Here is a 23450-nt window from a genome sequence, read left to right on the forward strand (position 1 = left end):
TATGTCAGAAAACCCGCAAGGTGTATTTATTGATGATGTTGAGTTCCCGTTTGATGACTCATCATCTATTTTAGCGTTTACTGATAAGGCTCTTGGAGACAAAATTATTCCAACCCTTTGTAATGACGATAATCTTCAGCCATATGGGGCTTGTAGGGTTTGTTCTGTTGAAGTTCAACAATCAGAAGATGGGCCAAAGAGAACAGTAGCATCATGTCATACGCCGATTGTTCCAGGTATGCGAATTCATACAAATTCTACTAGTATTAAAAAACTGCGAAAGAATATTGTTGAACTAGTTTTAAGTGATCATCCGCCTGATTGTCTGACTTGTGAAGTCAATGGTAACTGTGAATTACAAGACGTTGCGGCAAGTGTAGGTGTTCGCCAAATACGTTATGCAAAAGGTGAAAACCATTGTGATCGTGAAAAGGACTTGTCTCATGCTTATATGAGAATGGATCTGTCGAAATGTATTAATTGTTCAAGATGTGTGCGTGCTTGTGATGAAGTTCAAGGTCAATTTACGTTGACGATGACAGGAAGAGGTTTTGAGTCTCGTATTACAACAGATAATGACATGCTCTTTGGAGACTCTTCATGCGTCTCTTGTGGTGCCTGTGCACAAACTTGTCCAACATCAGCAATATCTGATGTATTTCAGTCAAAATCAGTTGAAGCTGACAAAACAGTTAGAACGACATGCTCATACTGTGGAGTAGGTTGTAATCTAGAAGTGGCTGTAAAAAATGATGAAGTGTTATCAATCCGAGCACCTCAAGATGCTGTTAATGCAGGACATACCTGCTTAAAGGGGCGCTATGCATTTAAATTTTATAACCATGAAGACAGGCTAACATCACCACTTATTAGAAAAAATGGAGAGTTGGTTCCTTGTTCTTGGGATGAAGCTTTAGATTTTATTAAAGACAAATTTGAATCAATCAAAGAGAATCATGGTCCAGATGCTATAGCTGGTATTTCTTCTGCACGCTGTACTAATGAAGAAAACTATATGTTTCAAAAAATGATTCGTCAAATAGTTGGCACTAATAATATTGACTGTTGTGCCCGTGTTTGCCATTCACCTACTGCCTGGGGAATGCAACAAAGTTTTGGAACAGGTGCTGGTACTAATTCAACTGCTGATATTCCTTTAGCCGATTGCATGATGGTTATTGGTGCAAATCCAACTTCTGCGCATCCTGTAACTGGCGCAAAAATTAAGCAGCAAGCCATGTCTGGAGCAACACTTATTGTTATTGACCCAATTCGCACTGAATTGGCTAGGATGGCTGATCACCACTTACAGCTTAAACCTGGAACAAATGTTGCAGTATTAAATATGTTTCAGCACTTCATAGTAGAGGCTGATCTTCTAGACCAAGAATTTATTAAAGAACGATGTGAGGGTGGTGAAGAGTTTATTGAACAAATAAAAAATCTTGATGTTGATGCAATGGCTGAAATTAGTGGCCTTGATAAAGATGATGTTAAAGCAGCAGCGATTGCATATGCCTCTGCAAAAAATGCTATGGAGTTTCATGGCCTAGGTGTAACTGAGCATTCTCAGGGTACAAAGACAGTTATGTTAATTTCAAATCTGGCAATGATGACAGGTAATCTTGGTCGTCCTGGTGTGGGTGTTAACCCACTTCGTGGCCAGAATAACGTGCAAGGTGCTGCAGATATGGGCTGCCAACCTCATCATGGTCCAGGATACTTATGGATGGATCAAAAAGAAGTTCAAGATTTCTATGAAGATAAGTTAGGTCTTCCTTCGCCAACAACTCAAGGTAGAAAGATTCCAGAAATGTTTGATGGTGCAGTAGATGGATCCCTTAAAGCGCTATGGATTTTTGCTGAAGATGTTGTTCAAACAGACCCAAATACACATCATGTTGTTAAGGCTATGCAAGGCCTTGATTTGCTTGTTGTGCAAGAAATCTTTATGAGTGAAACTGCCAAAATGGCTGACGTAGTTCTACCAGGAACAACTTTTCTTGAAAAGAGTGGTACATTTACAAATACTGAGAGACGAATTCAGCAAGTAAATGCTGCAGTTAAGCCACTTCCTGGAACAAAAACAGATGGTCAGATTATTGTAGAAATGATGCGTAAATTAGGCTTTGATCAGCCTGATTTCAATGCTGAGCTTGTTTTGAAAGAAATAGCCAGTGTGGTTTCATTTTTTGAGGGCGTAACTTGGGAGGGTTTGCGCGCAAGCCCAATGGGCTTACAGTGGCCTGTTAATAAAAAAGGCGAAGACACTCAAATACTTCATATTGGTGAATTTAAGCGAGGCAAGGGTAAGTTTCACTATCATGATTGGAAGGAAAGTGAAGAACTTACTAAGCACAAGAATGAGTATCCATTTATTCTTACTACTAGTCGTGAACTTCAACATTACAACTGTGCAACTATGACAAGGCGAACATCAAACGTAAAAATCTTGACGAAAGATGTAATTATGCTAAATCCAAAAGACGCAAGGGCGAAAGATCTTATAACTGGTGATCGCGCAACTTTGAAGTCTGATAGAGGTGAAATTACTCTTGATGTTGAGGTTACTGATCGTGTGAAAAAAGGAGTCATAAGAACTACTTTTCATTTTCCTGAAGTGTTAATTAATGAGGTAACAAGTGCAGTTACTGATGAAGAGACTAAGTGTCCAGAATACAAGATTGTAGCTGTAGACGTCTTAAAAGCTTCTTAGTAGGTTAAATAAAGTGAGTCTTTATGGGCTCACTTTAAAAAAATTAATAGCGTCTTTCTAGCTTACTTTTTTGTAATATCCGCCCTGCGATTTCTTCAATCGAGATGTGGCTTGTATCTATAAAGGGTACATTATTTTGAACATACATATCTTCCGCTCTTCTAACTTCCTTTTGACACTGTTCAATTGATGCATAGCCACTATTAGACCTCCTTTCACCCCTTATATTCTGAAGTCGAACAGGATTGATACTTAACCCATAAAGCTTGTTTTTAAATGGCTTTAAAACACTCGGAAGTTTAACTGAATCTAAGTCCTCATCTATTAATGGATAATTAGCAGCATATATTCCATATTGAAGCGCTAAAAAAAGACATGTGGGCGTTTTACCTGATCTTGATACTCCAGTAAGAATTATATCTGCATGATCATAATTTTTAGTAGATAACCCATCATCGTTATTGAGTGCAAAATTTATACTATCAATTCGACCCGAGTATGTATTTTTATTTCCTACTCCATGAGAAAGTCCCATTTCATGAGATGATTTAGTCTCAAGAGTATCTTCCATTTTTGAAATAAAAGTTTCAAAAAAATCAAAAATAATCCCACCACTATTTTCAAGTAAATGGGCATATTCAGCTGATACTTGGGTACTGAAAATAAGAGCAGGCTCGCCATCAGCTTCTGAGGCTTCTTTAATTAATAAGGCAGCTGTCTGAGCTTTTTTTTGCGTATCTATAAATGCTAGATTAACCCTTTTAAAGTTTATTTCAGGGAATTGTGTAAGAAGACTGTTACCAAGTGCTTCAGCTGTAATACCCGTTCTATCTGAAATAAAAAATACAGTTCTCATATTAATGTTTTAAAGCTTGCCAAGCTTATTCCAAGTTTCAACAACAGTGTCAGGGTTTAGTGAGATGCTAGTTATCTGTTGTTTTAGCAGCCACTCTGCAAAATCAATATGATCTGAAGGTCCTTGACCGCATATGCCAATATATTTGCCCTGACGATGGCACGCCTCAACGGCCATGGTAATCAATTTTTTAACTGCATCATTTCTTTCATCAAATCCTTCAGCTATTAGGCCGGAGTCTCTATCCATCCCAAGTGTTAATTGTGTTAAATCATTTGAGCCAATAGAGAAGCCATCAAAATATTGTAAAAAATCTTCAGCGATAATGGCGTTTGATGGAAGTTCACACATCATGATTATTCTTAAACCATCTTTTCCTCGCTCCAACCCATTCTCTTTTAAGAGTTCAATTACTTTTGAAGCTTCAGAGGTTGTTCGAACGAAAGGAATCATTATTTCAACATTTTTAAAACCCATCTCATTTCTAACATTTTTAATTGCAAGACATTCTAATTCAAAGCATTCTCTAAAATCTTCAGAGATATATCTTGATGCACCACGAAAGCCAATCATTGGGTTTTCTTCATGTGGCTCATATAGCTCACCTGCAAATAAATTTGAATATTCATTAGATTTAAAATCAGACATTCTAATGATTACTGGCGATTTGGAAAAGCTTGCAGCAATTGTTGAAATTCCTTCCGTTAATTTTTGAATATAAAAATCTATAGGAGACTTATAGCAAGAGGTTCTTTTTTGAATTTCATCTTTAAGATCTTTTGGAAGGCTATCAAATTCAAGTAAAGCTTTAGGATGAATACCAATTGTATTATTTATAATAAATTCGAGTCTAGCAAGGCCCACTCCAGCATTTGGAATACTTGAAAAATCATATGCCCTAGAGGGGTTTCCCACATTCATCATAATTTTGACAGGAATTTCTGGCAGGTTGCTTACTTCAGAAAATGTATGCTCAAATTTTAAAGTTCCTTGATAAACTTTTCCTGTATCCCCTTCAGCGCAAGATGCTGTAATCACCTCAGAATCTTTAAGTATTTCAGTTGCATTTCCTGTACCAACAATTGCTGGTACTCCAAGTTCTCTAGCTATAATTGCCGCATGACATGTTCTGCCGCCGCGGTTTGTAATAATTGCAGATGCTAGTTTCATAACAGGCTCCCAGTCTGGGTCCGTCATATCAGTTACTAGAACATCACCCTTACTCACCAAATCCATTTCTGATAAGCTGTTAATTATTCTGATTTGACCGGTTCCAATTTTTTGACCAATTGCGCGACCTTCTATAAGAATTTCAGAGGTTTCAAGGAGCTTATAGCGCTCAATTTTCTGAGAACTTTGTCGACTTTTAACAGTTTCAGGCCTTGCTTGAACAATATAGATTTTGCCATCAGATCCATCAAGAGCCCATTCAATATCCATTGCTCTTCCATAATGCGTCTCAATTTTCATTGCATATTCAGCAAGTTCTTCAATTTGAGCATCATTTAAACTAAATCTTAGGCGCTCTTGAGCTTCAACTTCAGTGGTTGTAACTGGTGAGCTTGATTTTGCATCTGAATAAATCATTTTTATTGACTTAGAGCCAAGACTTCTAGACAAAATTGCTGGCTTTCCTGATTTTAGTGTTGGTTTATGAACATAAAATTCATCTGGGTTTACAGAGCCTTGAACGACAGTTTCGCCTAGTCCATAAGCAGACGTAATAAAAACAACTTCGTCAAATCCAGACTCAGTATCTAGAGTAAACATTACTCCACTTGCTCCAATATCACTTCTAACCATTTGTTGGACTCCAGCAGAAAGAGATACCATTTCATGTTCAAAACCCTGATGAACTCTATAGGAAATGGCTCTATCGTTATAGAGTGATGCAAATACTTTTTTAATAGAACTCAAAATATCATCGATACCGCTAACATTCAGATAAGTTTCTTGTTGACCGGCAAAAGATGCTTCAGGTAAGTCCTCTGCAGTTGCTGATGAACGAACTGCAAAGGTTACAGATGGACCATATTTTTCAGTTAATTTTTGGTAACTTTCAACAATAGATTTATGAAGGTCATCGGGAAATGGCGCGTCTTCAACCCACTGACGAATTAATGCTCCAGTTTTGGTAAGCTCTTTAATGTCAGTAATATCTAGCGAAACTAGAAGTTCATTGATTTGAGTTTTTAAATGTGAATAATTTAAGAAAGATTCAAAAGCCTCAGCTGTTGTTGCAAAGCCCCCAGGAACTCGAACACCTTGCGAACTCAGCCCACTAATCATTTCACCTAAAGAAGCATTTTTACCTCCAACCTTTTCAACATCAGACATGCCAACATCATCTAGCCAGACTATATTTTCAAACATTAAGGTCCTTTTATATTATTTATTAACTCAAGATTTGATGAAGTAGCATTCATTTTGACACAAAATGTAATACTAGAGTTTTTTATCAAAAGTATAATTTTAATACATTAAAAATGAAGTGAATTACAGATTGTAAAGTATTTCATAATTTGATAATGATACTATATTGCAATTGAATATTATTCCTACTATTTGCTTTTATATGGGCTTTTTTGACGATAGAAAAGTAAAAAAAAAATGTATAATTTATGGTTCACAATATTTTCAGGGGTTTAAATAATGGCGACACAAATTGAATTAGCAAATGCTATCCGAGCCTTGAGCATGGATGCTGTGCAAAAAGCAAACTCTGGGCACCCCGGCGCCCCAATGGGAATGGCTGATATTGCAGAAGTTTTATGGAATAAACATTTAAAGTTTAACCCATCAAACTCAAATTGGTCAAACAGAGATCGATTTGTTCTATCAAATGGTCATGGATCAATGCTTATCTATTCTTTACTGCATTTGACTGGGTTCGATTTAAGTATCAATGATCTAAAAGATTTTCGTCAACTTCACTCTAAAACACCTGGACATCCAGAATATGGTTATGCTGATGGAGTTGAGACAACGACAGGCCCATTAGGTCAAGGTATTTGTAATGCAGTAGGCATGGCAATTGCGGAACGAACTCTTGCTGCTCAGTTTAATAAGCCAGGCCATTCTATTGTAGACCACCATACGTATGCATTTATGGGCGATGGTTGTCTTATGGAGGGGCTGTCGCATGAATCATGCGCAATGGCTGGGACTCTTGGTTTGGGAAAACTAATAGCATTCTGGGATGACAATGATATTTCAATCGATGGACATATTGGTGATTGGATGGAAAAAGGGGTCCCAGCTCGCTTTAAATCTTACAATTGGCATGTTATATCTGATGTTGATGGTCATGATCCTGAAGCTATCAATGCTGCTATAGTTGAAGCTAAAGCAATGAATGATAGACCCACCTTAATATGCACTCGAACTGTAATTGGTTTTGGATCTCCTAATCTAGCAGGCTCTCATAACTGCCATGGCGCACCTTTAGGTGATGAGGAAATTGCAAAAACTCGAGAAAAACTCGGTTGGAATTATGGATCATTCGAAATTCCTGAAGAGATTTATGAGGGCTGGGATCATAAGATTGAAGGCGCTGAAGTAGAAGATGGATGGAATGAAAAATTTAAAGCTTATAGTGCTAGCTTTCCAAGTGAAGCTGCCGAATTTCTGCGCCGAATTTCTGGAAGCTTACCAGATAATTTTGACTCTAAAATGGACGACTTTATTGCTAAAACACAGCAAGATATGCCCAATATAGCATCACGTAAAGCCTCCCAAAATACAATCGAAGCAATGGGGCCCATAGTTCCTGAATTATTTGGTGGATCTGCAGATTTAACTGGTTCAAATTTGACAAATTGGTCTGGAAGCGTTTTAGTTAACGCTGAAAATGCAGATGGAAACTATATCTCCTGGGGAGTTCGTGAGTTTGGAATGGCTGCAATGATGAATGGCATGGTTTTGCATGGTGGCTTTAAGGTTTATGGCGCAACATTTCTTATGTTCATGGAATATATGAGAAATGCTCTTCGAATGTCTGCAATGATGAAGATTGGAACAATTTTTGTATATACCCATGATTCAATTGGTCTTGGTGAAGATGGTCCAACTCATCAGGCTGTTGAGCAGATAGCTACTATGAGAGTCATACCTAACTTTCAAACGTGGCGAGCATGTGATGCCATTGAGTCCGCAGTATCATGGAAAATAGCTATGTTAAGAGGTGATGCACCTACTGCATTAATTTTCTCTAGACAAAACTTGACCCCAATGGAGCGAACCATTGAGCAAGTGAGTAATATTGAGAAAGGCGGATATGTGCTTAAAGATTGTAGTGGCGATGCTGACATAATTTTAATTGCTACTGGCTCAGAAGTTTCATTGGCAGTTGATGCTGCAACAATAATGAGCGATAAGAAGGTTCGTGTTGTATCAATGCCATCCACAAATGCGTTTGATGAGCAAGATCAAGGATACAGGGATTCAGTATTATCGCCTGGAGTTAAGCGCGTTGCTATAGAAGCCGGTGTCGCGGAGTCATGGTATAAGTATGTAGGTCTTGAGGGAGGGATAGTGTCAATGACCACATATGGTGAATCAGCCCCCGCTGGAGAACTATTTAAACATTTTGGGTTTACAGTGGATAACGTAATTGCCACCGTTAACAAAGTTTTAAGTTAATTTTTTTAATAGGAGTTTAAGATGACAATAAAAGTTGGAATTAATGGTTTTGGCCGAATTGGTAGAATGGTTTTTCGTGCAATTGATAAGGATTTTGCTAATTTAGAAGTAGTTGGAATTAATGACTTACTAGATAATGATTATCTATCTTATATGCTGAAATATGATTCAGTGCATGGAAGGTTTGGTAAAGATGTCTCAGTAGAAGGAAATAATTTTGTCATTGATGGAAAAAAGATTCGTTTAACTGCTGAGCGTAATCCTGCAGATTTAAAGTGGGGAGACATTGGTGCAGATTTAGTTATTGACTGTACCGGTTTTTTCTTAACAGAAGAGGGCTGCCAGGCGCATATAGATGCAGGCGCTAAAAAAGTAATACAGTCAGCCCCTTCCAAAGATCACACGCCAATGTTTGTATATGGCGTTAACCACGACTCCTATGATGGTCAGTCAATAATATCAGCTGCTTCATGCACTACAAATTGCTTAGCTCCAATTGCTAAAGTGCTTAATGATGAATGGGGTATTAAGCGTGGCTTGATGACTACAGTCCATGCAGCAACAGCGACTCAAAAAGCTGTTGATAGCCCTTCTTTGAAAGACTGGCGTGGTGGCCGAGGTATATTAGAAAATATTATTCCATCATCAACAGGAGCAGCAAAAGCGGTTGGTAAAGTTCTGCCTGAACTTAATGGTAAATTAACTGGAATGGCTTTTAGAGTTCCCACTTCTGATGTTTCAGTTGTTGACTTAACTGCTGAGTTGAATGATGAGTCTGATTATGAGGCAATTTGCGCGGCAATGAAGTCAGCTTCTCAGGGCCCAATGAAAGGCGTTCTAGGCTATACAGATGAAAAAGTTGTTTCGACAGACTTTGTTGGAAGCACTTTTGCCTCAATATTTGATGCAGAAGCAGGCATGTCAATGGACTCTACATTTGTTAAAATAGTCTCTTGGTATGATAATGAGTATAGTTATACATGCAACTTATTGCGTTTAGCTGGACACGTTTCACAATAGTTTTAATTTGACTTGGGGGGTTTGATGAATTTACTTAAGATGACTGATCTTGATTTAAGCGGAAAGAGAGTTTTAATTAGGCAAGATTTAAATGTCCCAATAAAAAATGGTGAGGTAACCAGTGATAAGCGTATTTTAGCTTCATTACCAACTATTACTCACGCACTTAAAGCTGGCGCTAAGGTTATGATAATGTCACACCTTGGAAGACCAGATGCTGGTGAGTTTGATGAAATATATTCACTTAAACCAGTAGCTAAATATCTTTCTGATTTACTAGGCCAGCCAGTAATTCTTGAATCAAACTGGCTTGATGGTGTAGAGATGAATTTTGGTGAAGTTGTTCTTTGTGAAAATGTCAGATTTAATGTGGGTGAAAAAGAAAACGATGAGGCCTTGTCAAGACAAATGGCATCTTTATGCGATGTTTGTGTGCAAGATGCTTTTGGGACTGCACATAGAGCCCATGCCTCAACCTATGGCGTTGCTGAGTTCGCACCAATTGCCTGCGCCGGCCCACTTCTCGTTGGTGAGCTTGAGGCTCTTGGTAAAGCACTTGAAAACCCAAAAAGACCAATGGTTGCTATTGTTGGAGGATCAAAAGTTTCAACTAAACTAACTGTTCTAGATGCACTTTCTAAAATTGTTGATCAGTTAGTGGTTGGTGGAGGTATTGCTAATACATTCATTGCGGCTCAAGGCTATAGTGTTGGCCAGTCTCTTTGTGAGCATGATCTTATTCCTACAGCCCAAGCATTAATGGAGCATTGTCAAATCCCTATCCCAGGTGATGTAGTATGCGGTAAAGAATTCTCTGAGTTTGCAACTGCAGAAAGTAAAAATTCAAGCAGTGTTGCTTCTGACGACATGATTTTTGATATTGGCCCTAATTCTATTGAAGAGTTATGTGAAATTATGAAAAATGCAGGAACAATAGTTTGGAATGGACCTGTGGGCGTATTTGAATTTGAGCAGTTTGCAAATGGTACTGAGAAAATAGCGCATGCAATTGCAGATTCAGATGCCTTTTCGATTGCTGGTGGCGGTGATACCTTGGCAGCTGTTAGTAAATTTAATATTGAAGATAAAATATCCTACATTTCAACTGGTGGAGGTGCATTTTTAGAATTTCTAGAAGGAAAGAAACTCCCTGTTGTTGAAGTGTTAGAGAAAAGAATGCAGGAGCAAAATAATTAATAGAAGAACAAAAATTTTAGCCACTCTTGGACCATCAACTGATGACCCTGAGGTTTTAAAAGGGATTTTAGATGCTGGCGTAAACGTTATTCGAATTAATTTTTCGCATAATAATGAAAAAGAACACTTAGAGCGAATTGCTCAAGTCAGAAAGTATGAAAAAGAAAATGATACCTTTATTGGTGTATTGATGGATCTGCAAGGCCCAAAAATTAGAATTTCTTCTTTTATAGATAATAAGGTATTACTTAGCAGGGGAGATCAATTTACTCTTGATGCGGAGTTACCAAAATCTGAAGGGACTCAGACTTCAGTCGGGATAGCTTATAAACAACTCCCAAATGATTTAAGCGCTGGAAATACTTTACTGTTAGATGATGGAAAAATAATTCTCAAAGTTTTGCAGATAGATGGGCCAAAAATTTTAACTGAAGTTCTTCAGGGTGGAACTTTATCTAACAATAAGGGAATAAATTTACGTGGCGGCGGGCTAAGCGCAAGCGCTTTAACTGAAAAAGATAAGCAAGATATTCATACTGCGGCTAAGGCGGATGCTGATTATGTCGCTATTTCTTTTCCTGTTCATGCAGATGATATTCGTGAGACCAAGAGGCTTCTTAAGGAGGCTGGATCGAATGCTAGTGTTATTGCAAAAATTGAGCGAGCTGAAGCATTGCAGGAAGATGTGATTAATGAGATTATTCAAGAATCAGCTGGAATTATGGTCGCACGTGGTGATTTAGGTGTTGAAATTGGAGATCCTCAGCTTCCTGCGCAACAAAAACGTCTAATCTTATTGGCTAGGGCAAATGATAGATTTGTTATAACAGCAACTCAAATGTTGGAATCAATGATTACTAGCCCTATACCAACTAGAGCAGAGGTTTTTGATGTAGCAAATGCAGTTTTAGATGGAACTGATGCAGTGATGCTTTCTGCAGAAACTGCAGTAGGTGCTCATCCTGTAGAGGCAGTCAAAACAATGAGTGATGTCTGTTTGGAAACAGAAAAAAGCCCGACAGCAAAAGTATCTCATCACAGACTTCATGAGCATTTTGAGGGTATTGATGAAACAATTGCTATGAGCTCAATGTATGCTGCTAACCATTTGGGTGCAAAGGTAGTGGCAACTCTCACTCAAACTGGAAAAACAGCGCTTTGGATGTCGAGAATTAGTTCTAATATTGCAATTTTTGCAATGTCAGATAATTACAAAACTTTAAAAAAAGTTACTATTTATAGAGGAGTCTATCCTTGTTATATAGATAAAACAAGTGCGGATGATTGGAATGATGTCAATAGCCATGTTATAGAAAATCTGGAGGATAAATCCCAAGTTGAGAAAGGAGATATTGTTATTGTTACAAAGGGGATGCATAAGGATAAATCAGGCGGCACAAATCTGATGAAAATTTTGCGTGTAGGCGATGGAAATTATTAAAAGTAAATTATAAGGGTGAAAAATTATGATAAATAATCAAGAAGAATTAAGACAAACTGCAAATCTATTGGCTGCTAGAGGCAAAGGACTTCTTGCAGTTGATGAGTCTACTCCAACTATAGGAAAACGACTTGCTGGTATTAACGTAGAAAACACAGAAGAAAATCGTCAAGCCTATCGTGGAATGCTCTTTACTGCAGAAGGAATTGGTGAATATATTAGTGGAGTCATCCTTTTTGAAGAGACACTTTATCAAAACCACCTTGATGGTGAAACTATGGTTTCTAAAATTAATAAGCTGGGAATAATTCCAGGCATTAAGGTAGATAAAGGCTTAAGTCCATTAGCTGGGGGGCATGAAGTAGAGACGTGGTGTAAGGGTCTGGAAGGTCTTGCTGAGAGAACTGCTGAGTACTATAAACAAGGAGCACGTTTCGCAAAATGGCGCGCTGTATTGCAAATTACTGCTGACGGATGCCCTACAGATCTTGCAATAAGGGAGAATGCTTGGGGCCTTGCAAGATATGCAAAAATTTGTCAGGAGTCAGGACTTGTTCCCATTATTGAGCCTGAAATTTTAATGGATGGGGATCACACTATTGAGAAGACAGCAGAAGTTCAAGAGAGGGTCCTGGTTGAAGTCTACAAAGCTTGCTCAGAAAATAACGTTTTCTTAGAGGGAACATTATTAAAACCTTCAATGACAGTTTCTGGTGCTGATAATTCCAATAAAGCTGGCTCGGAAGAGGTTGCTAAGATGACAGTTCGCACAATGAATCGATGTGTACCAGCTGCAGTTCCAGGAATTATGTTTCTTTCGGGCGGGCTAACTGAAGAAGATGCTTCTGTTTATCTTAATACTATGAATAGTATTGAACATAAGAGCGCTACAAGTTTGACGTTTTCTTATGGAAGGGCTTTACAGCAATCATGTTTACAAGCCTGGAAAGGAAGTGACATTGAAGCAGGCCAAAAAGCCTTAATGGCAAGATGCCAAGCTAACTCAGAGTCCTCTACTGGTGATTATGTTGCTGGTTCTCAGCCTTCATCTCAAGACACATTATTTGAAGCTGGTTATAAGTATTAATCTTTGCTTTTTATCAGATTTGGACTTAAGAATTTAGTCTAAAGCTTAAAGCGTATAATAAAAGACCCGAATTATGTCGGGCCTTTTTATTGTTAAAACAAAAATGAATGAATAAAAGTAAATATTACCCAGTAATTGTTGTTGGTGGAGGTCATGCTGGAACTGAGGCAGCCCTTGCATCAGCTAGAATGGGTGTCGATACATTGCTAATAACTCATAATGTGGAGACACTTGGGCAGATGAGTTGTAATCCTGCGATTGGTGGAATTGGTAAGGGTCATCTTGTTAAAGAGATTGATGCAATGGGCGGCATAATGGCAAAAGCTATTGATTTGTCAGGTATTCAGTTTAGAACGCTTAACGCATCTAAAGGACCGGCTGTTAGGGCTACCAGGGCTCAAGCAGACAGAATATTGTATAAAGCAGCCATAAGAAAAAAAATTGAAAATCAAGAAAATCTAAGTTTATTTCAGCAACCAGTTGACGATTTAATTATTGAAAATAACAGAGTTAAAGGCGTTATAACGCAAATGGGCTTGGAGTTCTTTGCAGATAAAGTTATCTTAACTTCAGGCACTTTTTTAGGTGGAATTATTCATATTGGCAAACAGAATTATCAAGGAGGAAGGGCTGGCGATGCGCCAGCTAATATCTTATCTGAACGGCTACGTTCTTATGATTTAGGTGTAGGGAGGCTCAAAACAGGAACCCCACCACGCCTTGATGGAAGAACAATTAACTATAATGTCTTACAAAAACAAGAGGGTGATACCCCACTACCAACTTTTTCATTTATGGGGAGATCAACTGATCACCCAGAACAAATTCCATGTTTTATTACACATACGAATGCAAAAACTCATGAATATATTACTAATGGTCTAAAAGACTCGCCACTCTATAGTGGAAAAATAGAAGGCGTTGGCCCTCGATATTGCCCTTCAATTGAGGATAAGGTTGTTAGATTTGCAGAAAGAGACTCACATCAAATATTCGTTGAACCAGAGGGACTTACAACTCATGAAGTGTATCCAAATGGCATTTCAACATCGCTAGCATTTGAAGTTCAAGAGGATTTTGTTAACTCTATTAAAGGTTTTGAAGATGCAAAGATCATTCGTCCAGGCTACGCCATTGAATATGATTTTTTTGATCCAAGAGGGTTAAAACAAACACTAGAAGTTAAGAAAATATCAGGTCTTTTCTTTGCAGGACAGATTAATGGCACTACTGGTTATGAAGAAGCTGCTGCACAAGGTTTGCTTGCTGGAATTAATGCTGCATTACAGATTCAAGAGAAAGACCCTTGGACGCCTAAACGGGACGAGTCTTATATTGGCGTTATGGTTGATGATTTGACGACCAAGGGAGCATCAGAGCCTTATCGGATGTTTACCTCTCGAGCTGAATATCGCCTTTTACTTCGAGAAGATAATGCTGATGAGAGATTAACTCCACAAGCTAGAGAAATGGGACTAGTTGATGATTTACGTTGGCTTTCTTTTAATGGAAAATATGAGCAAGTAGCGAATGAAAAAAAACGTTTAAAGTCTTTTTGGGTTCAGTCAGGAGACGCCCAAGCAGAAAAAGTTTTGGGAATAAAGCTTAGTCATGAATATAGTTTAGAGGCCCTATTAAAAAGACCAAATATTGACTATAAGCTGCTCAGTCAGATCGAAAATGCAAAACCCTTTCTGGAAGATAGGATGATTATCGAGCAAGTAGAAAATCAAATTAAATATGAGGGCTATATAAAACGACAATTAGTTGAAATTGAAAAATATCGTAAAAATGAGAACACTAAGCTTTCATCAGATATTGATTACAGTGAGATTAAAGCCTTATCCAATGAGGTTAGGCAAAAGCTTAATGAATACAAGCCTGAGACAATTGGTCAAGCTAGTAGAATTCAAGGCGTAACCCCAGCATCAATTTCTATTCTATTGGTTTTTCTGAAAACTTACAAAGCCCTGTCATGAATGAAAACGAGAGGCTGCTCTGTGAAGGGGCGGAGTTAATGAATGTTGATCTTTCAGAGTTTCAAGTGCAGCAGCTCCTTAGGTTTCATGCATTAATTATTAAATGGAATAAGGTATACAATTTAAGTGCCATACGCGACCCTCTAGAGTCAATTAAAAAACACTTTTTGGATAGCCTTTCAATAGTATGTTTCATAAAGCCTGGATTATTACTAGATGTCGGCTCTGGCGCTGGTTTACCTGGGATTATCATTGCAATTATGATGCCTAAAACTAGTGTTTTTGTCATCGATAGTGTTGGTAAAAAATGTCGATTTATGCAAACTGTAAAAACAGAACTGTCTTTGACCAATCTAACAGTAGTTAATAGTAGAGTTGAGTCATTTAGTTATCATGAGTCTTTTCCTCAAATAACATCCCGAGCATTTTCAGATGTTGCGAGTACTATTGAAAAAGTGAAACATTTAATAGCGGATGATGGTCGCTACTTAATGATGAAGGGTGACAATATTGATGAAGAAACTATTCAAAAAATGAAGGCAAAAGTGCATATTTTAAAAGTTCCATTTGTTTCAGATAATCGTTCACTTTTAGAAATTCAGCTATAATTTTTATTTATGGAAATAATAGACTCTCATTGCCACATAGACCGAGTTGACTTAGATGCTTTTGGAGGAAGTATTGAGTCAATGCTCAAGCATGCCAGTGAGCTCTCTGTAAAGAAATTTCTATGTGTGTGTATTGATTTGGAGCATTTTGATCAAGTTCATGATCTTGCATTAGCACACTCTAATATATATTCGTCAGTTGGCGTGCATCCAACAGAAACTAATTGTAAAGACCCAACTACAGAAGAGTTACTTGAATATGCAAAAAGTGACAGAATCATTGCAATTGGCGAGACTGGTTTGGATTATTTTCATGTTAAGGAAGATCAGGCTGACTGGCAAAGAGATCGCTTCCGTAGGCATATTAAAGCATCTAACATTTGTGGAAAGCCTCTGATTATTCATACTAGAGAAGCTAAATCTGACACTATCAAAATTCTCTCTGAAGAGAAGGCTGAGTCAGCCGTTATGCACTGCTTTTCTGAGGATTGGGAAACTGCCAAAGCAGCATTGGATCTTGGTTATTACATTTCTTTTTCGGGTATTTTGACGTTTAAAAGTGCTCAATCTTTGCGTGATGTTGCAAAAAAAATACCTGCTGAGCGTCTTCTGGTTGAAACAGACTCGCCATATTTAACCCCTGTTCCTAATAGAGGAAGGCCTAATAGTCCTGCCTATACATACTATGTAGCAGAGAGGCTTGCAGAAATTCGTAATACGAGTATTTCTGAGATTGCTAAAGTCACCACTGATAATTTTAATCGGCTATTTTTTTCGTGATCTTATGACTACTCATGACGCTCCAAGGTTTATAACTGTTGATGAGTTTTCAATTGGACAGCGACTTGATAATTATCTAATTAAGCAGCTTAAAGGGGTGCCAAAGTCCCGCATTTATCGAATTATCAGAAAAGGCGAAGTCCGCGTTAATAAAGGTAGAAAAAAAGCAGACTATAAACTTATTTCCGAGGATATTATTCGAATTCCACCGATTAGAACTGCTACTGAAAAGGATATCAATCCATCTGATGGACTGCTTAAATTGCTTAATTCTTCAATTCTTTATGAGGATAAAGGCTTATTAGTACTTAATAAGATACATGGAATGGCAGTTCATGGCGGAAGTGGAGTCACTATTGGAATTATTGAAGCACTTAAAAGCCAATACAAAGAGCCGATTGAACTTGTCCATCGACTTGATAGAGGAACATCAGGATGTTTAGTTCTTGCTAAAAAACGATCAGTATTAAAATCATTTCATGAGCAGTTAGTCAATCATCAAGTGGAAAAGCGTTACATTGCACTTGTTAAAAATAGCTGGAGTAAGAAAAAGCATACTATTGATGCGCCGATTTATCAAAACTCAAGGAATAGTGTTATTGATTCAAAAGGAAAAGACTCAGTGAGTCATTTCCATCCAATCAAAAATTTTCTTATGGATGATGAAAGCGCTTCACTAGTTGAAGTGTCTATAGAAACTGGAAGGACTCATCAAATTAGAGTCCATGCAAAGTATGCTGGTCATCCAGTAGCCCAAGATGATAAGTATGGTGATAATAGTTTTAATCAATTAATGAAAAAGAAAGGGTTGAATCGACTTTTTTTACATGCTAAATCAATTGTTTTTACAAACCCTATTACTAATGAGATACAAAAGGTAACGGCCCCGTTACCAAATAATCTTGAAGAATTTTTAAATAAACTATGAATGCATATATTCGCTTAATGAGGCTTGATAAGCCTATTGGGTCATTATTACTTTTATGGCCAACTTATTGGGCTTTATTTCTAAGTGCAGATGGATGGCCTGATTTAGATATATTAATTATTTTCACTTTGGGAGTTTTTATAATGAGAACTGCTGGGTGCGTTATTAATGATTTTGCTGATCAAAAAATTGATAAGCTCATCGTAAGAACTCAGCAAAGGCCTCTTGCTACTGGAGAAATTTCATCTAACTCCGCGCTAGTATTATTTGGCCTATTATTGTTGATTGCCTTAGGCTTAGTTCTTCAAACTAATATCTTAACTATTAAATTGTCTTTAATTGCCGTTCTTCTGGCGACTTTATATCCTTTTACAAAACGTTGGACTAATTTACCGCAACTAGTTTTAGGCGCAGCATTTGGAATGAGCGTACCTATGGCTTTTAGCGCTCAAACTGGAGTAGTTCCTTTAACTGCTTGGCTAGTTTTTATTGCAACCCTAGTTTGGACTTTGATTTATGACACTTTTTATGCGATGGCTGATCGGGATGAGGATTTAAAGATTGGAGTAAAGTCAACAGCAATTCTTTTTGCAAAATACGATCAAATTATTATCACTTTATTGCAAATTTTACTAATTATTGTGTTTATATTAATTGGCAATACTTTCGATTTAGGGTTAATTTATGACTTTTCTTTAGTTATTATTGCATTTATTATGATTTACCATCAATTTTTACTGAAAAAACGCCAAAAAGAAGAATATTTTAAGGCATTTATTAATAATAATTTCATTGGTATGACTGTATTCTTAGGAATTTTTCTTTCGGTAGTAACCTAAGCTTTAATTCTGTTGTTTTTTTGCAACATTTGAGCGAATTTATGTCATTTTAGCCCCTTTTTTAGTTTTTTTCATCGAGAAAACTTGACACTCTGTTTTTGTTACTATAAAAAGTCCATCAATCAGCAAGAATGTTGGTTATCTTAAAAATAAATGGAGAGAAAATATGTTAAGTAATGTAACTGGTTGGATAAAAAAATTAACTGAAGCTGGTGTAGGTCTTGTAGCACTAGCAGTTGTAGTTCAAGTAATATTTGGTTCAAGTGTTTCATTCCTACCTGGTGACGTAGTCGCTAGGCTTACGGATATGATCGGTGCTCTAGGTGGTGCTGGCTTAGTTGGTTTAATTACAGCAGGATTGTTGTATTCGATCTTCTCTAAGTAATACATATTGACTCGATAAAAAACCCGCCATAAGGCGGGTTTTTTATTAGCTGAACGAAATAGCAATAAACATTAAAATTCTGCATGAAAAAGTTCACTAAATTAAGTCACTAGATAGCTATAAAACTTGACACAGTCATTTTCATACTATAAAAAGTTTATCAACCAGCCAAAGAATCTGGTTGTCTTAAAACAAATGGAGAGAAAGTATGTTGGATAATGTAATTGGATGGGTAAAAAAATTAACTGAAGTAGGTGTAAGTATTATTGCGCTTGCAGTTGTTGTTCAAATAATTTTTGGAAGTCAAGCTGCATTCCTACCTGGCGATATTATCGCTAGACTTACAGATATTATTGTTGGCCTTGGAGCTGCAAACTTGGTAGGTTTAATTGCTGTTGGTTTGCTCTACAAAATCTTTACTAAGTAACACACATTAACTCAATAAAAAACCCGCTATTAAGCGGGTTTTTATTATTTGAAAAAGATTGAGTTAAATCCCTCTAAGAAGCTCATTAATTCCAACCTTAGACCTTGTTTTAGCGTCAACCTGTTTAACTATAACGGCGCAATAAAGTGAATAGCTTCCATCTGCTGATGGAAGGTTGCCAGAAACTACAACTGATCCTGCAGGTATTCGTCCATATGATACTTCACCTGTCATTCTATTAAAGATTTTAGTTGATTGGCCAATATAAACGCCCATTGATATAACAGCACCTTCTTCAACGATAACACCTTCAACTACTTCTGATCTTGCTCCAATAAAGCAGTTATCCTCTATGATTGTTGGACTCGCTTGTAAAGGTTCAAGCACCCCACCAATGCCTACGCCGCCTGAAAGGTGAACATTTTTGCCAATTTGTGCACAAGAACCTACAGTTGCCCATGTATCGACCATTGTTCCAGAATCAACATATGCACCAATATTTACATAAGATGGCATTAAAACCGTATTTGAGGCTATATAAGAACCTCTCCTTGCAGTGGCTGGAGGAACTACTCTAACACCTGATGCCTGAAACTCTTCAGCTGTGGTATTTGCATACTTGGATGGCACTTTGTCATAGTACTGTGTATAGCCAGATTGCATAGGGACATTATCTGCAAGCCTAAATGAAAGCAAAACAGCTTTCTTTAGCCATTCATTAACCTCCCAGTTGCCGATACTTTTTTGCTCTGCAACTCTAGCTTTTCCTGAGTCTAGGAGATGAATTGCCTCATCGACAGCTTGTTTAATTTCATTGCTTGCAGAATCAGGGGTAATATGCGCTCGATCTTCGAATGTGGCTTCAATAATATCTTTCATAATCTTATTAATAAAAAAAAGTTAATTATATCATTTAGAGTCTATTTGGACTTCTCTAATGTTCGTGCTGATGGTTATGATGATGCTCGTAAGTTGCCATCAAGTCATGTATTTGATCAGCAAACAGGTCATTGAATTGAGCGTCTTTCAATATGGATTCGGGGAGTCCCTCACAACAGATATGATGATAAAGGCACAGAACTTGAGTTGATTCTTTCATTACCCTATGAAGATCATGTGACACCATAAGCACAGCACAGTTTTGCTTTTGATGAATATCCTGAATTAATTTATAAAGCTGCATTTGCCCATCAACATCAAGGTTTTGTGCTGGCTCATCTAAAATCAACACATTAGGCTTATTTAGAAGCGCTCTAGTTAGTAAGACTTTTTGCAATTCACCACCTGAAAGATTTTTGAGCGGCATTTTAAGTAAATCTTCAATACCAGTAAGCTCACAAGTTTGACGCGTGAACTCACGATCAAATTTTTGATTTAATGTCAAAAAATCAATAACAGATATAGGTATGTATGGATTTGCCGTAAATGATTGAGGCGTATAACCAAATTTTAAATTATCGCTATGTATTATTTCTCCAGAATCTTGTTTAATAACACCTAAAAGAATCTTTATTAATGAGCTTTTTCCAGCACCATTAGGACCTATTAATGTAATAAACTCACCAGGATGAAGTTTAAAGCTGACATCATCAAGGATATTTTTCCCATTATGACTAAGGCTAATATTGTTTAGAGTTATGAGAGCATCTGACATTAGTATATTTTATCTAACAATTCATGCATAAGCTGAAAATATAAAGTTTGAAAGTTTCAATTCATCAAGTAGTTTCCAATATAAAAACTTGGTTTAGAGGTAAAATTTGAGAATGAATCAGCAACTCATTTTAGTAGATGGCTCGGCGTTTTTATTTCGCTCCTATTTCTCAACGCTATCTCAAAACTTGACAAATGAGAGTGGCTTTCCTACTGGGGCTATGTTTGGTGTTGTAAATGCGATAAAACATCTACAAAGGAAGTATCAGGGCGCAAAGATTATTATGATTTTTGATGCAAAAGGTTCAAATTTTCGTCACGAAATGTTTCCTGACTACAAAGCCAATAGAAGCCCAGCAGAGGATGATTTAGTTGTTCAGATTGACCCCCTTTATAAAATAGTTAGGGCGATGGGCTTTCATTTTTTATGCGAGCAGGGTGTCGAAGCAGATGATGTCATTGCGACGTTATCTAAGCTTGCTCGTGAAGAAGGCATTGAAACAATTATTGCTAGTGGGGACAAAGACCTTTTCCAATTAGTCGGAGGCAATATTAAGCAACTTGACATGAAAGGTAAGCTCTATGGTGAGGAAGAAATTAAAGAGAAAATGGGAGTTAATCCAAACCAAATATTAGATTTACTGGCACTAACGGGGGACTCAGCTGACAACATACCTGGAGTGCCTAGTGTTGGACCAAAAACTGCGTCAAAGTGGCTTGAGCTTTATGAAAACATTGAAGGTGTTAAGGCTAATGCAGAAAAAATTGGCGGTAAGGTTGGTGAAAAACTAAGGGAATCTTTTGAGATATTGGATCTTTCTTATAAATTAGTTCAGCTAAAGTTTGATGTCAAGCTTCCTTTAAATATCTTATTGGATGAGCCCGGAGAAAACAAAGAGGAGTTACTAGATCTTTTTAGAGAGTATGGTTTTTCAATGTGGCTTAAGCAATTAGGTGAAAAGACTGTACCTAAAATTGCTCAAAATGATGAGCAAGCGACTGATGAAACTCCCAGCCCTGTTTCTAGTATTTCTCTTGAAGAATATTCTCAAAATCTAATACTTACAGATGAAGACTTTTCTGGATTGCTTACAAAGCTGTCCAATAGTGAATCTTTTGTATTTGATATAGAGACAAATAGTCTTAACTATATGGAGGCTGAGATTGTTGGTGTTGTTTTTCTTATTGAGAAAGATAGTTATTATTTGCCAGTTGCACATGACTACTTAGATGCGCCAGTTCAGTTGGCTAGACATAAGGTAATGGCATCTTTAAAGCCCTTACTTGAGAATGAAACTATTGGTAAAGTTGGTCAAAACTTAAAATATGATGCCCATGTTCTTGCTAATATTGATATTAGTCTAAATGGCATTATTGATGACACTATGTTGAAATCTTATTGTTTGAATTCAGTTGCAAGCCGCCATAATATGGATGATTTAGCCTTACATTATTTGGGGTACAAAACAATTCACTATGCAGATGTTGCTGGCAGTGGAAAAAAACAACTAACCTTTAACCAGGTTGATATTAGTGAAGCAATGCCTTATGCGTGTGAAGATGTCATTGTAACAAATGAGCTAAATAATGTCTTGGAATCAAGGCTTCAAGATTATCCTAAAGTGATGCTGCTTTATAAAAGTATAGAGATTCCATTAATAAAAATTATGTTGAAATTAGAAAGAAATGGTGCGTTTGTTGATGAAACTTCACTCTTTAACCAACAGATTGAGGTTAAAGCTGAAATGATGAAAATTCAGACTGAAGCATATGAGGTTGCTGGCGATGAATTTAATCTTGAGTCTCCAAAACAAATTCAGCAAATTTTATTTAGTGAAGAGGGTTTTGGCCTAGAGCCAAAAAAGAAAACAGCCAAAGGCCAGCCTTCAACAAATGAAGAAGCTCTTAAATTACTTGATCACCCGTTAGTTGATTTAATAATGGCTTATCGTACTTTAACAAAACTAAATTCTACTTATTTAGAGGCCTTACCAAAACAAATTAACAGAAAGACTGGAAGGCTTCATACCTCTTACCATCAAGCAGTAACTGCAACTGGTAGGCTTTCTTCTTCAAAACCTAATTTTCAAAATATTCCAATTAGAACAGAGAGGGGTGCTCAGATTAGATCAGCATTCATTGCAAATAAAGATAATGCAATCCTTGCTGCCGATTATTCTCAAATTGAGCTTAGAATAATGGCGCATATTTCACAGGATAAGAGCTTAATTGAGGCTTTTAATAATAATGTTGATGTTCATAGTGCAACAGCCTCTCAGGTTTTTGATACTGAGCTTTCAAATGTTACTAAAGATCAGCGCCGAAAGGCTAAGGCAATAAACTTTGGCTTAATTTATGGTATGAGTGCGTTTGGTTTGGCTAAACAAATAGATGTCTCTAGAACTGAAGCTAAGCAATATATTGATGGTTATTTTGAGAACTATCCTGGCGTCTTAAGGTTTATGGACGAAACTAAAGAAAGAGCTAAAGAGCAGGGATTTGTAGAAACAATTTTAGGCAGGAGGCTATATTTGCCTCAAATTAATTCGAAAAATAAAATGCTACAGCAACACGCACTAAGAACTGCAATTAATGCCCCTATGCAAGGCTCATCTGCAGATATTATAAAAAAAGCTATGCTCGATATCCAGTCCTGGATTGATAGAGAGAATAATGGAGTAAAAATGATCATGCAAGTTCATGATGAGCTTGTATTTGAAGTTCGAGCTGATAAAGCTAAAGAGTATGGTGAAATTGTCAGGTCTATGATGTCAGATACTTTGAAGTTAAGTATTCCATTAGAGGTTGATGTAGGAATTGGAACAAACTGGCAAGAGGCTCACTAAAACTTAAGTATAGAATTTGAGCATAGGTTTATTGATATGTTAAATTA

At 37.1% G+C, this 23450-nt stretch carries 18 protein-coding genes; 14 read left to right on the forward strand and 4 right to left on the reverse strand.

Annotated elements, in window-relative coordinates; genetic code table 11:
• The first annotated feature begins 1 nt into the window (after nucleotide 1).
• Entirely contained in the window at nucleotides 2-2716 is a 2715-nt protein-coding gene (fdhF, locus tag ABXT69_RS00595) for a formate dehydrogenase subunit alpha (protein WP_416678222.1), read from the forward strand.
• A gap of 43 nt (nucleotides 2717-2759) precedes the next feature.
• Here the strand turns inward: fdhF and ABXT69_RS00600 are convergent, their stop codons facing one another.
• A complete protein-coding gene (locus ABXT69_RS00600; RefSeq protein ID WP_271537855.1) occupies nucleotides 2760-3572 on the reverse strand; it encodes a pyruvate, water dikinase regulatory protein in 813 nt (270 codons plus the stop codon).
• Between the two features lie 9 nt (nucleotides 3573-3581).
• Nucleotides 3582-5945: a phosphoenolpyruvate synthase gene (ppsA, locus tag ABXT69_RS00605; protein WP_416678225.1), complete on the reverse strand. Its 2364-nt coding sequence runs from the start codon at nucleotides 5943-5945 to the stop codon at nucleotides 3582-3584.
• Between the two features lie 279 nt (nucleotides 5946-6224).
• On the opposite strand from ppsA, the gene tkt reads away from it, so the two are divergent.
• The 12 genes from tkt (at nucleotide 6225) to ABXT69_RS00665 (ending at nucleotide 18904) form a co-directional block, all read left to right on the forward strand.
• On the forward strand, nucleotides 6225-8213 hold the full coding sequence (tkt, locus tag ABXT69_RS00610; protein WP_416678228.1) for a transketolase: 1989 nt from the start codon (nucleotides 6225-6227) through the stop codon (nucleotides 8211-8213).
• 21 nt (nucleotides 8214-8234) lie between these two features.
• Nucleotides 8235-9233: a type I glyceraldehyde-3-phosphate dehydrogenase gene (gap, locus tag ABXT69_RS00615; protein ID WP_416678230.1), complete on the forward strand. Its 999-nt coding sequence runs from the start codon at nucleotides 8235-8237 to the stop codon at nucleotides 9231-9233.
• Between the two features lie 24 nt (nucleotides 9234-9257).
• Nucleotides 9258-10430 carry a phosphoglycerate kinase gene (locus tag ABXT69_RS00620; protein ID WP_416678231.1) on the forward strand — a complete coding sequence of 391 codons (1173 nt, stop codon included), beginning with the start codon at nucleotides 9258-9260 and terminating at the stop codon, nucleotides 10428-10430.
• Nucleotides 10423-11871, forward strand: coding sequence for a pyruvate kinase (pyk, locus tag ABXT69_RS00625; RefSeq protein ID WP_416679604.1), 1449 nt, complete (start codon nucleotides 10423-10425; stop codon nucleotides 11869-11871). Before ABXT69_RS00620 ends, pyk begins: the two co-directional genes overlap by 8 nt.
• A gap of 25 nt (nucleotides 11872-11896) precedes the next feature.
• A complete protein-coding gene (locus ABXT69_RS00630; protein ID WP_416678233.1) occupies nucleotides 11897-12958 on the forward strand; it encodes a class I fructose-bisphosphate aldolase in 1062 nt (353 codons plus the stop codon).
• Between the two features lie 107 nt (nucleotides 12959-13065).
• Nucleotides 13066-14937, forward strand: a complete 1872-nt coding sequence (gene mnmG / locus ABXT69_RS00635) for a tRNA uridine-5-carboxymethylaminomethyl(34) synthesis enzyme MnmG (RefSeq protein WP_416678235.1) — start codon at nucleotides 13066-13068, stop codon at nucleotides 14935-14937.
• Complete coding sequence (gene rsmG, locus ABXT69_RS00640; protein WP_416678236.1) at nucleotides 14934-15545, forward strand: 16S rRNA (guanine(527)-N(7))-methyltransferase RsmG; 612 nt, start codon at nucleotides 14934-14936, stop codon at nucleotides 15543-15545. Before mnmG ends, rsmG begins: the two co-directional genes overlap by 4 nt.
• Nucleotides 15546-15554: 9 nt before the next feature.
• Nucleotides 15555-16325 (forward strand): TatD family hydrolase, encoded by a 771-nt coding sequence (locus ABXT69_RS00645; protein ID WP_416678239.1) that lies wholly within the window; start codon nucleotides 15555-15557, stop codon nucleotides 16323-16325.
• A gap of 4 nt (nucleotides 16326-16329) precedes the next feature.
• A complete protein-coding gene (locus ABXT69_RS00650) occupies nucleotides 16330-17253 on the forward strand; it encodes an RluA family pseudouridine synthase (RefSeq protein WP_416678242.1) in 924 nt (307 codons plus the stop codon).
• Nucleotides 17250-18092 (forward strand): 4-hydroxybenzoate octaprenyltransferase, encoded by an 843-nt coding sequence (gene ubiA / locus ABXT69_RS00655; protein WP_416678245.1) that lies wholly within the window; start codon nucleotides 17250-17252, stop codon nucleotides 18090-18092. The genes ABXT69_RS00650 and ubiA overlap by 4 nt, the downstream gene beginning before the upstream one ends.
• 166 nt (nucleotides 18093-18258) lie before the next feature.
• Entirely contained in the window at nucleotides 18259-18477 is a 219-nt protein-coding gene (locus ABXT69_RS00660; RefSeq protein WP_416678247.1) for a hypothetical protein, read from the forward strand.
• A 208-nt stretch (nucleotides 18478-18685) separates the two neighbouring features.
• Nucleotides 18686-18904 (forward strand): hypothetical protein, encoded by a 219-nt coding sequence (locus tag ABXT69_RS00665; protein WP_416652280.1) that lies wholly within the window; start codon nucleotides 18686-18688, stop codon nucleotides 18902-18904.
• A gap of 63 nt (nucleotides 18905-18967) precedes the next feature.
• Here ABXT69_RS00665 and dapD read toward each other — a convergent pair whose 3' ends face one another.
• Together dapD and ABXT69_RS00675 are read right to left on the reverse strand one after the other, a co-directional pair.
• Nucleotides 18968-19783 carry a 2,3,4,5-tetrahydropyridine-2,6-dicarboxylate N-succinyltransferase gene (gene dapD / locus ABXT69_RS00670; RefSeq protein ID WP_416678248.1) on the reverse strand — a complete coding sequence of 272 codons (816 nt, stop codon included), beginning with the start codon at nucleotides 19781-19783 and terminating at the stop codon, nucleotides 18968-18970.
• 55 nt (nucleotides 19784-19838) lie between these two features.
• Entirely contained in the window at nucleotides 19839-20558 is a 720-nt protein-coding gene (locus ABXT69_RS00675) for a metal ABC transporter ATP-binding protein (protein WP_416678249.1), read from the reverse strand.
• A 112-nt stretch (nucleotides 20559-20670) separates the two neighbouring features.
• On the opposite strand from ABXT69_RS00675, the gene polA reads away from it, so the two are divergent.
• Complete coding sequence (gene polA, locus ABXT69_RS00680) at nucleotides 20671-23403, forward strand: DNA polymerase I (protein WP_416678252.1); 2733 nt, start codon at nucleotides 20671-20673, stop codon at nucleotides 23401-23403.
• The last annotated feature ends 47 nt before the right edge of the window (nucleotides 23404-23450 follow it).

Source organism: Candidatus Pseudothioglobus sp. Uisw_016 (genome assembly GCF_048087635.1).
Taxonomy (GTDB): Bacteria; Pseudomonadota; Gammaproteobacteria; order PS1; family Pseudothioglobaceae; genus Pseudothioglobus.

Coding starts and splice junctions, on each gene's coding strand:
- fdhF (WP_416678222.1), top strand. CDS start 2: ATGTCAGAAAACCCGCAAGGTGTATTTATTGATGATGTTGAGTTCCCG.
- polA (WP_416678252.1), top strand. CDS start 20,671: ATGAATCAGCAACTCATTTTAGTAGATGGCTCGGCGTTTTTATTTCGC.
- ABXT69_RS00630 (WP_416678233.1), top strand. CDS start 11,897: ATGATAAATAATCAAGAAGAATTAAGACAAACTGCAAATCTATTGGCT.
- ubiA (WP_416678245.1), top strand. CDS start 17,250: ATGAATGCATATATTCGCTTAATGAGGCTTGATAAGCCTATTGGGTCA.
- tkt (WP_416678228.1), top strand. CDS start 6,225: ATGGCGACACAAATTGAATTAGCAAATGCTATCCGAGCCTTGAGCATG.
- ABXT69_RS00660 (WP_416678247.1), top strand. CDS start 18,259: ATGTTAAGTAATGTAACTGGTTGGATAAAAAAATTAACTGAAGCTGGT.
- dapD (WP_416678248.1), bottom strand. CDS start 19,783: ATGAAAGATATTATTGAAGCCACATTCGAAGATCGAGCGCATATTACC.
- ABXT69_RS00665 (WP_416652280.1), top strand. CDS start 18,686: ATGTTGGATAATGTAATTGGATGGGTAAAAAAATTAACTGAAGTAGGT.
- mnmG (WP_416678235.1), top strand. CDS start 13,066: ATGAATAAAAGTAAATATTACCCAGTAATTGTTGTTGGTGGAGGTCAT.
- ABXT69_RS00645 (WP_416678239.1), top strand. CDS start 15,555: ATGGAAATAATAGACTCTCATTGCCACATAGACCGAGTTGACTTAGAT.
- ABXT69_RS00650 (WP_416678242.1), top strand. CDS start 16,330: ATGACTACTCATGACGCTCCAAGGTTTATAACTGTTGATGAGTTTTCA.
- ABXT69_RS00620 (WP_416678231.1), top strand. CDS start 9,258: ATGAATTTACTTAAGATGACTGATCTTGATTTAAGCGGAAAGAGAGTT.
- gap (WP_416678230.1), top strand. CDS start 8,235: ATGACAATAAAAGTTGGAATTAATGGTTTTGGCCGAATTGGTAGAATG.
- ABXT69_RS00675 (WP_416678249.1), bottom strand. CDS start 20,558: ATGTCAGATGCTCTCATAACTCTAAACAATATTAGCCTTAGTCATAAT.
- rsmG (WP_416678236.1), top strand. CDS start 14,934: ATGAATGAAAACGAGAGGCTGCTCTGTGAAGGGGCGGAGTTAATGAAT.
- ppsA (WP_416678225.1), bottom strand. CDS start 5,945: ATGTTTGAAAATATAGTCTGGCTAGATGATGTTGGCATGTCTGATGTT.
- ABXT69_RS00600 (WP_271537855.1), bottom strand. CDS start 3,572: ATGAGAACTGTATTTTTTATTTCAGATAGAACGGGTATTACAGCTGAA.